The following is a 9,039-nucleotide window of genomic DNA, read 5'->3' on the forward strand; positions in this document are numbered from 1 at the left end:
GGTCATCTAGACAACTGTTGCACAAGTTCCTTAGCCTGTTTTACCCCATCCGGTATCCCAATCCCATCAAACGGTGTCCCAATGAGATACAAATTAGGATAATGTTCTTTTACATGTTTCCGAACGGCTGCAATAGCCGCACGATGACCCACATTATATTGAGGCATGCAATGTATTAAACGATTAATCTTAATCCATTCTGGACTAGCCTTAAACTTCATAATACGTTGAATTTCTTTGAGCGCTAGTGCTGAAAGTTCTTCATCACTATAGCGTTCTACCACATCATTCCCCGGTTTACCAATAAAGACGCGAAGAACGATTTTATCATCCGGTGTTGTTTGTGGCCATTTTTGATTCAAAATGGTACATGCTGTTAATGGTGTATCTGTTTTACGGGTAATCAACAAACCTGAGCCTTTTAGTTCGCCATCAAAGGAAGCTTTATCAAAGGCCATAATAGCAATTGCACAACTAGATTGTTCCATACTGCGTACGCCATCAAATCCAGTATCACCGATAAACCAATCTTTATACGTAGCTGGTGGTGTAGAGACAACCATCATATCACAGGTTTCTTCTCTACCATTCACATCATAACGATACACTGCATCTGCATACGATATATCCTGTACAAGAGCATCTGCGGTCAATGTAACATTAGGTGGCATTTGTTCTACTATAGCACTTACAACGCTTTCAAGGCCGCCCGTTAATTGTCGGAACATACCAGATTGTGACGCAGTTCCTTTTGATGCTTTTAGATTTCCATTTGTTTGTTGCGTGCTAGATTGTTTCTTATCAAACTGAGCATCGGTCATTGTACCTTTTCCAGCATGAGGAACATCGCCTTCATTAGCAGCGCCTTTAGCAGCCTTGGAGACGCCAGCCTTTTGATGGCTCATCTTAGCAGCAATCATGCCCTTAACCATGTTGCCATATTTTTGTTCTACTTGAATAAAATGAGGGAATGTAGATAATAGGCTGATTTTATAAATATCGCCACCATAAATCCCCGCTAGTAATGGTTCAATTAATTTATCCATCATTTCTTGGCCCAAATGATACCGGAAGAAATGACCAATCGACACATCGCCATGTTCATCTAAAAGATAGGGTTTCTTAAAGTAATCGAGGCCGGCACGCAATTTACCAACCCAGGAGATCAAGGTGGCTTTCACAAAAGGCATCATTTCCGTAGGAACGCCCATGATGGAACCACCTGGGATTGGGTGAATGGTATCGCGATCATACACATAGGCTTGCCCTGTTTCATTGGATACAAGCGTATCTGCTAGACCAAGATCTGTAATGAGATCCGTCATTTCTGTTTTGCGGCCCAAATACGAATCCGGACCTAATTCAACAACAAAATCATCCACTTGTTGGGTTTGAATTTTACCGCCAAATCGTGGGGCCTGTTCATATAATTGTATCTGCCAATCTGGCTTAGCATGACCTAGATAATAGGCTGCGGTAAGGCCCGTAAGGCCTCCGCCAACAATTGTAACCTTCACTTGTTAATCCTTTCTTGTATTGCCTGCGCCATTCCTTCTAAAAATAGGGCATTGCCATTTGGCATCGGCAATCGCTCATATATAGCCCCAGCAGCCTCAACGATATTACGACATACGATATCATTATCATATAGTATTTCCACATGGTCACTAACAAATCCAAAGGGAATACAGATAATACGTTTTGCGCCCGCCCCGAGAGCCTGTTCGATGATACTTTCAATAGTAGGCCCTAACCATTCTCCGTATGGTGCTGCACTTTGCCACGCCTGATACCAATGGTTGAGGCCTATTGTTTTCGCAATTCGATTTGATGCAGATATAACCTCATCTTCATAGGTCCCAACTGTTGAAATCGGTACACTATGAGCAGAGAAAATACAGGCTGTGTCAGCTTGCAATGGATTTGCTGCTACCAACTGTGAACACCAATATTCAAAAAACTGCGGCTGATCCCACCAAGATTTGATGCTTTCACTAGATATATATGGATACGCTTGCAAAATAGATTGTAATTTCCGCTCATAAGCTCCTGTACCAACCATAGAGTAAAACGGAGATGTAACAATACTCAATATAGATGTATATCCTGCAGCAGCGATAGATTCTACGGCCTGTTCCATACTATTTGGCATATGAAGATAGGCCAAATAAACAGAATCTATACCTAATATAGTTTCCAGTTTATTCTTCTGCTCATTCCCCATTGTTTGTAATGTCACATTATCCCATTGTCCAATTGCATCATAACGAGCCGTTAGCGCTGCCAATTCTCGTTCCGTCGGTACCTTTCCTCGTCGAATACTCGTCAAATAGGGCAATAGGTCTGACGGATGTCGAGGTGTACCAAAAGATAATAACAGTATAGCCTGCTTCATATTACCGACTTTCACGAGCCCATAATTTACGGCTCTTTTCATGAACATAGTCTGTCAACCAATGCAATTTTGCTGGATCCGCCTCAGGGAATACGCCATGTCCTAAATTAAATACATGTTTACCATGACGAACACCATCTATTAGAATTTCATCTACCACCTTGGCCATTGTCTTTGTATCTGCATATAAGTAAGCTGGATCAAGGTTCCCCTGTACGGTTTGTGTAACCCCTCTATCTGCTGCGGTCCCAATGGAACTACGCCAATCCAAAGCAATGACGTCAAGCGGTAATTTAGCCCACGTAGGAACAAGATGATCCGTACCAACCCCATTCATAGCGAGTGGCAAATTAGGGAATCTAGATTTTACTGTGGAAATAATACGTTCCATGTGAGGAAAAATAGCTTGTTCATATTCAGAGCTATTAACGGCCCCTACCCAAGAATCGAAAATTTGTAACGCATTAGCCCCAGCACGAGCCTGCATCGATAAATACTCGATAGACATATCCGCTAATTTTTCCATTAGCCCATTCCAAATTTCGGGTTCGCTGATGAGCATCCCTCGAGTTTTGTTATAACTTTTCGTAGGTCCTCCTTCAATGAGATAGGACGCGATGGTGAATGGAGCACCACAGAAACCGATAAGAGGTACATCAAGAACCTCTGTAGTCAACAACTCAATAGTTTTAGCAATATACTCTACCTTTGTTGCATCAAACGCATATAATCGTTCAATATCTTCTATACGGCGAATTGGAGTATCAAATACGGGACCCACCCCCGGTTTAATATCCACATTTACACCAATGGCCACCATAGGGCTCATAATATCCTTATAGAGAATGGCCGCATCAACGCCATATTCTTTTACCGGTAACTCTGTCACCTGCGCGCATAGCTCTGGTTGCTTCGTAATTTCAAATAATGAGTACTTCTCTTTTATTTTACGATATGCAGCCTGACTGCGCCCTGCTTGCCGCATATACCATACTGGTGTTACGCCAGGATTGTTACCCTTAATCATATCTAAATAAGCAGTATTCAAGTTTCCACCCCTTTCTACAAAACACACCCTTACATGTATATAAATGTTTATATTAAAATTCACGCGTATATTAAAAGTGTACCCCAAAAGTGATGAATATGCAAAATCACATATTATCTATATTTTTAGGGATAGAAATTTATGCACGTTGCAATATGTGTGTATCGATGCCAGATATGGCTTGGCCCATATAATACACTTGTTGCTGACACGTAAACAACCAAATCTGTTGATGTTCACCAAGTTCAGCTAACAACTCAAGCGCACTCTTTTGGCGATTTTCATCAAAGCGAACTAAGATATCATCTAATATGATTGGCAATGCATCCACTTGGTACGAAAAAACCTTTGCTAGTGCCAAACGCAACGCGAGATATACCTGATCCGCTAAACCACTAGACCAATGATTGATTGCTAATCGTTCACCCCGTTCATTCAAAAGGGCTAAACCGTCTTGCAATCCCCACATATCAAATGTATAAGCACCATTCGTCAAACGTTTAATATACTGAGATGCTAATTCTAACATCTTTGGTTGTGACTCTTCTTCGTATGATTGTTGCGCTCGTTCCATACAATGAGCGATGACAACTTGAGTGGCCCAATCTTCCAAGGCAGATTCCAATTCAGATTCTAACTCTTGTCGTTGTTGAATAGCTTCCCGTTGCTCTTGGTCAGATCCCAACACACGCATAGCTTCAACGATTTGACCACGTTTTTCATAGAGATTAGCCATTGCATCCTTACGAGCACCTAGTTCCCGATCCGCATGGGCCAACTCATCAGTCCAATTTTCCTTATTGCCTTCACGCAAACGGCGGTAGAATAAATCTTTATTTTCTCCATCTGGCGTTAACAAATCGAGCTGTACTTGGCTTTGCTTATAAATCGTTTCCCATTGCTTAAACTGATCTTCATCAATGAGCTTTTGACGATATTCATTAGCTCCAGATAATCCACTTTTTTCGAGCAACGCTTTTTGTTCTAGTAAAAGCTCCTTCTCCTTGCGGTGCCAATTATCATACTCCATACGATAGCTTTTACGCTGTGATTCTTTTTGCTCCCAACGAATCATTTGTTGTTGAAAGTTCTTATATTGATTATAAATACGTTTTAACTCAGTAGGGGACACAGGTGCTTCAACACCAAGGTTGTACCACAAGGTAACGGCTTGGTCCTCTATGACGCGCAATGCTTCCTTATGCTCATCTAAGCGTTTTTCGTATCCTTCAATGGTCCGCAATTGTTCAGAGTACTGGTCATATTCATGCTTCATACTAAAGAAATCATCTTCATCGAGACTCTTGGCAGCCCCTTCAGGAATCCACGCTTGCCATTCAGCCAAGGCTTTTTCATAATTGGCCTGTAGTTGTTTACCTTCATCATTGTAACGTTGCTCAATAGCAGCCGTTTCCAAATTCGGCACATCTGATGTAGCCACAGGTAATGGTGTATACAATTGTGTTTCAAGATAATCTTTACGTTGTTGTAACCGTTCTAGTTCACGCATTAATCGCGCTACATTAGAATCATCGGCATGGCGAAGACGCCATCCATACCAGAATAATCCGAGTCCCAGTATTAATAAAATAATACCACCGATACTATATAGTACTGATTCTAGTGCAATAAGGCCCGCTAGAGACATTAGTACGCCAACAACGGCACCAATTCCGCCAATACGTTGCAACCAAATCGGCATGGAGGCCATACGAGCAGAACTGTTATCTCCTATGCGGGACTCTAGCTCTGTTATATCAGACATGACTGCTTGTAATTCTTGGTAAGCCCACTCATTAACCGGACCATTATCGCCAGTTTTAACGGATGCGCTATCATCCCTGATTTTTGTTTCTTTTTGCAAGAACGGGGCTTGGCTTTGCCAATATAATAATTGGTCCTTTGCAGTGCGGAGTCGTTTAGATAAGCGTTCTCCTTCAAACCAATTCACATCAGTTGGAACCGATTCATCCTTGCGCCATGAAGATTGTAAGCCTCTCGGGAAATCAAGTTGCTCTTTAACCTTAGCAATGTAGGCATCTCCTTCTTCACATTCGCGGCGCAATTGTTCCCACTTAGCACCTTGTTGAATCAAATCCTCTATATCTTGACCATAGGTGGTAAACGGACTATTAGGGTCAAAATTTTCCGGCTTTAATGCTTCTTCTTTATCAAGCCATAATTGCATATTTTGGCGAGCTTCACGAAGACCTTCATCAACGTTTAGAAACGCATCACGATCTAGTGTTTCTGGTGCAGTAAACTGTTGCATGCGACGACGTGCCTCTTCGCTACGGCGATACGTATCCCATGCGTGAAGTACCATTTCTACACCTTCGCGATAATCTTGCCATTCTTTGATTTGATTCTGAATTTCCGCTTCCGTATCCTCTGATGCACGCAATGCCTGTTGTAATTCTACATACTGCGACTCATGTTCACCGAGCGCAGCTAGGCGAGCTTTATTTTCCTGTAATTGATCTACCAATACATTGATGCGGCGCTTGCCGGACGCAGAGGCAACGAGTAAATCATTTGCATTTGTTTCGATGTTCTTTACCACACTGCCCAGCTGTTCGCCTCCTTCAGCGCCAAAAAATCGAGCTCGCACATCAACTTCATTGAGTATATCTACGCCTTGAAGGTCATCTAAGGTAAGTCCGAATATGCGATTATACGTTTTTTTATCAAGACCATGCCACCAGAGCTGGTTTGGTTCTTCCTTAAAACTAGGTCCACCAGAAGCATAAAAATCTAGATTCTTATTTTGTCGACCTAAATGATAGGACGTTCCCTCTTTATCGATTTCAAGAGAGCCGCTTACATAGCCATATTTCTTATCCTTACCCCCAAACAAAAGAGCACGCATGCCTTCTAACAAGGACGTTTTGCCACTTTCATTAGCGCCATACACAAGCTGTACACCATGGGGACCAGATTTAAATGTCCAGTTTTCATACGGTCCAAATGAGTCGAGTCGAATCTGTTTAATGTTCATCGTTAACCCCCATTAACACCGTAACCCCTTCCATTTCACTGCGTTCCATAACGCGTTGTAGTACATCATCTGATAGCAAATCTAAATAACCACCAAGTCGTTTTGACTCAGGCCGATCGACTAATATTTGTCGTACCGCATCAATATCGGTAACCGTCTCATCATAGGCTCGTAGATAATCCCCTACCATATCAGACATTAGCCGGCGCTCCGCCAGATTAACAGTAGGTCTCGTTTTAGCAATCATACGGTATGGCATAACAAAGATAGATTTACTCTTCTCCTCAAACTGTGACTCACGGAGCCACAATTTGCGAACTGATTCATCGACACCTAGGCGATGCATAGGCCCCCTCCCTACGAGGCTAACCGATACAAGTGTATTCTTATTGCAACGCTTACGTAAGGACTGTTTTTTATGACTCAATACGTCTAATAATTCGCGTTCCGTCTGTACACCGGCAATGTCAATCTTAATATCTTCAAAACGAATGACACTGGTCTCAATAAATTCCAATTCGCAATGCCCATTATGAGCTACGTGGACCATATAGCATCCTTTAGGGCCGGATTCCTTACGATGTAATCCCTGTGGATTGCCCACATATACGACCATAGGATCTTCTGAAAGCACCTGTGATTTATGAATATGACCTAGCGCCCAATAATCCATAGCGCCTTGCATGATATCCGTCATATTACATGGTCCTGTTATATCATGATTTTCACTACCTGCACTTGATCCAACGGTTCCATGCATAACAGCAAGTGAAAACTCATCACGTTCGAACGCTTTATATTGAGATGCAAAATTAGATTGTTCATTGCCATGGCCACAACTGATGCCGTAAACACCACCTATTTCAATATTGTTAACTATCAATGGAAATCGCTGTACTTGTGCATCGGAAAATACATGAACATTGTCGGGCATAGATAAGCCGGCACGCCAGCTTTCAGCAGGGTCATGATTACCTTGCACCATATATACGGGAATATGCGCCTCCCATAAACGATACATGGCACGCACAAATCGTACTTGGGCCTCTAAATTATGATCTTCACTATTATATATATCGCCACTTATTACAACGGCTTGCACCCGTTCTCGAATGGCAATTTCTATGATATTATTGAAAGCTTCATAGGTCGCTTCCGCCACCGCACGATCTACGTGGCGGCTCATCCCCATAGCATATTGGAAGGGAGCTCCTAAATGGAGATCTCCACAATGTATAAAACGAAAGGGTTGCATATTGTCTCCTTTCCTAACTTATAAAATACTAACATCTAATTATACTATATATTTCTATATAAATTGTAAGATATCATCATTGTAAACTAATTTATTTATATAGTTGACAATATGTATTCAATAATACTACAATTACATTGTAAATATATTCGTTTTGACAAGTTAACAATAACAAGGAGGCTATAATGGCACTTCCAGTAGAGCAACAAACCCAGGTGGGTTCTTATGAAAAAATATTAACTATTGCCAATCGCATATTACATGGTGGCGAGATTACAAAAGAAGAAGCAATCGAGCTAATTCATACACCCGATGAAGACACCATGATTTTATTAGCTATGGCAGATAAAATAAAACAACACTTTAACGACAATTCCGTCGATATTTGCGCAATCGTAAATGCTCGTTCTGGTAAATGTCCTGAAAACTGTAAATTCTGTGCACAATCTGCACACCACAATACAGGCGTTCAAGAATATCCATTTATGGATGATGAGTCGATTTTAGCAGCTGCTAGAAAAGCAAAAGAAGCCGGTGCGATTCGATTCTCCATTGTTACAAGCGGGCGCAACACGTCTAACCCTAATGAATTCAACCAAATCTTACGCGTATTAAAAGAAATTCGCGAAGAAATTGGTTTAGAAATTTGTTGTTCTCTCGGTTTGTTAACCTATGAACAAGCTCTTCAATTAAAAGAAGTTGGTGTTACTCGTTATCACTCCAATATCGAAACAGCACCAAGTCATTTTCCTGACATCTGCTCCACACATTCCTATGAGGATAAGATGTCTACCATAGAAAATGCCAAAAAAGCTGGCATTCGCGTTTGCTCCGGCGGTATCTTAGGTCTAAACGAAACGCTAGAACAACGCGTAGAAATGGCGTTCGAATTAAAACGCCTTAACATTGATTCCATTCCATTAAACATATTAAATCCGATTAAGGGTACTCCATTCGAACATAACAAAGCGTTAAAACCTATGGAAATTCTACGTACCTTCGCTGTATTCCGCTTTATTTTACCGCATGCGTTAATTCGCACCGCTGGTGGCCGAGAAGTAAATCTTCGCGATTTACAATCCTATGCCCTAAAAGGTGGACTTAATGGTATCATGGTAGGCGGCTACTTAACAACAGGCGGTAGATCCCCTCAAGACGATTTACAAATGATTAATGATTTGGAATTAACCCGTACAACCGCTCAGCTATAAACTAACGGTTGTTTCCATTCACTAGTGGATATCTTAGATTTTATCTATCTACAAAGACTGTAACACCTCTGGTGTTTACAATACATTTACACATAAAAAATCCCTAGCTAGTTGCTGTCTAGCTAGGGATTT

6 protein-coding genes are annotated in these 9,039 nt (G+C 41.5%); 1 reads left to right on the plus strand and 5 read right to left on the minus strand.

Going from position 1 to position 9,039, the window contains the following annotated elements:
- Positions 1–2: 2 nt before the first annotated feature.
- From hemG to O3617_RS07875, 5 genes are all read right to left on the minus strand, one after another.
- Positions 3–1,517, minus strand: coding sequence for a protoporphyrinogen oxidase (gene hemG, locus O3617_RS07855; RefSeq protein WP_371449457.1), 1,515 nt, complete (start codon positions 1,515–1,517; stop codon positions 3–5).
- A complete protein-coding gene (gene hemH / locus O3617_RS07860; protein ID WP_371449458.1) occupies positions 1,514–2,410 on the minus strand; it encodes a ferrochelatase in 897 nt (298 codons plus the stop codon). The genes hemG and hemH overlap by 4 nt, the downstream gene beginning before the upstream one ends.
- Positions 2,397–3,422, minus strand: coding sequence for a uroporphyrinogen decarboxylase (gene hemE, locus O3617_RS07865; protein ID WP_371449459.1), 1,026 nt, complete (start codon positions 3,420–3,422; stop codon positions 2,397–2,399). Before hemE ends, hemH begins: the two co-directional genes overlap by 14 nt.
- A gap of 160 nt (positions 3,423–3,582) precedes the next feature.
- Positions 3,583–6,441: an AAA family ATPase gene (locus O3617_RS07870; RefSeq protein ID WP_371449460.1), complete on the minus strand. Its 2,859-nt coding sequence runs from the start codon at positions 6,439–6,441 to the stop codon at positions 3,583–3,585.
- Positions 6,431–7,696: an exonuclease SbcCD subunit D gene (locus O3617_RS07875; protein WP_371449461.1), complete on the minus strand. Its 1,266-nt coding sequence runs from the start codon at positions 7,694–7,696 to the stop codon at positions 6,431–6,433. Before O3617_RS07875 ends, O3617_RS07870 begins: the two co-directional genes overlap by 11 nt.
- Before the next feature lie 185 nt (positions 7,697–7,881).
- Between O3617_RS07875 and bioB the strand changes: the two genes are divergently transcribed.
- On the plus strand, positions 7,882–8,907 hold the full coding sequence (gene bioB / locus O3617_RS07880) for a biotin synthase BioB (RefSeq protein ID WP_371449462.1): 1,026 nt from the start codon (positions 7,882–7,884) through the stop codon (positions 8,905–8,907).
- Positions 8,908–9,039: the final 132 nt, after the last annotated feature.

Origin of the sequence: Veillonella sp. 27098_8_77 (assembly GCF_041431535.1) — a bacterium.
Classification (GTDB): domain Bacteria; phylum Bacillota; class Negativicutes; order Veillonellales; family Veillonellaceae; genus Veillonella.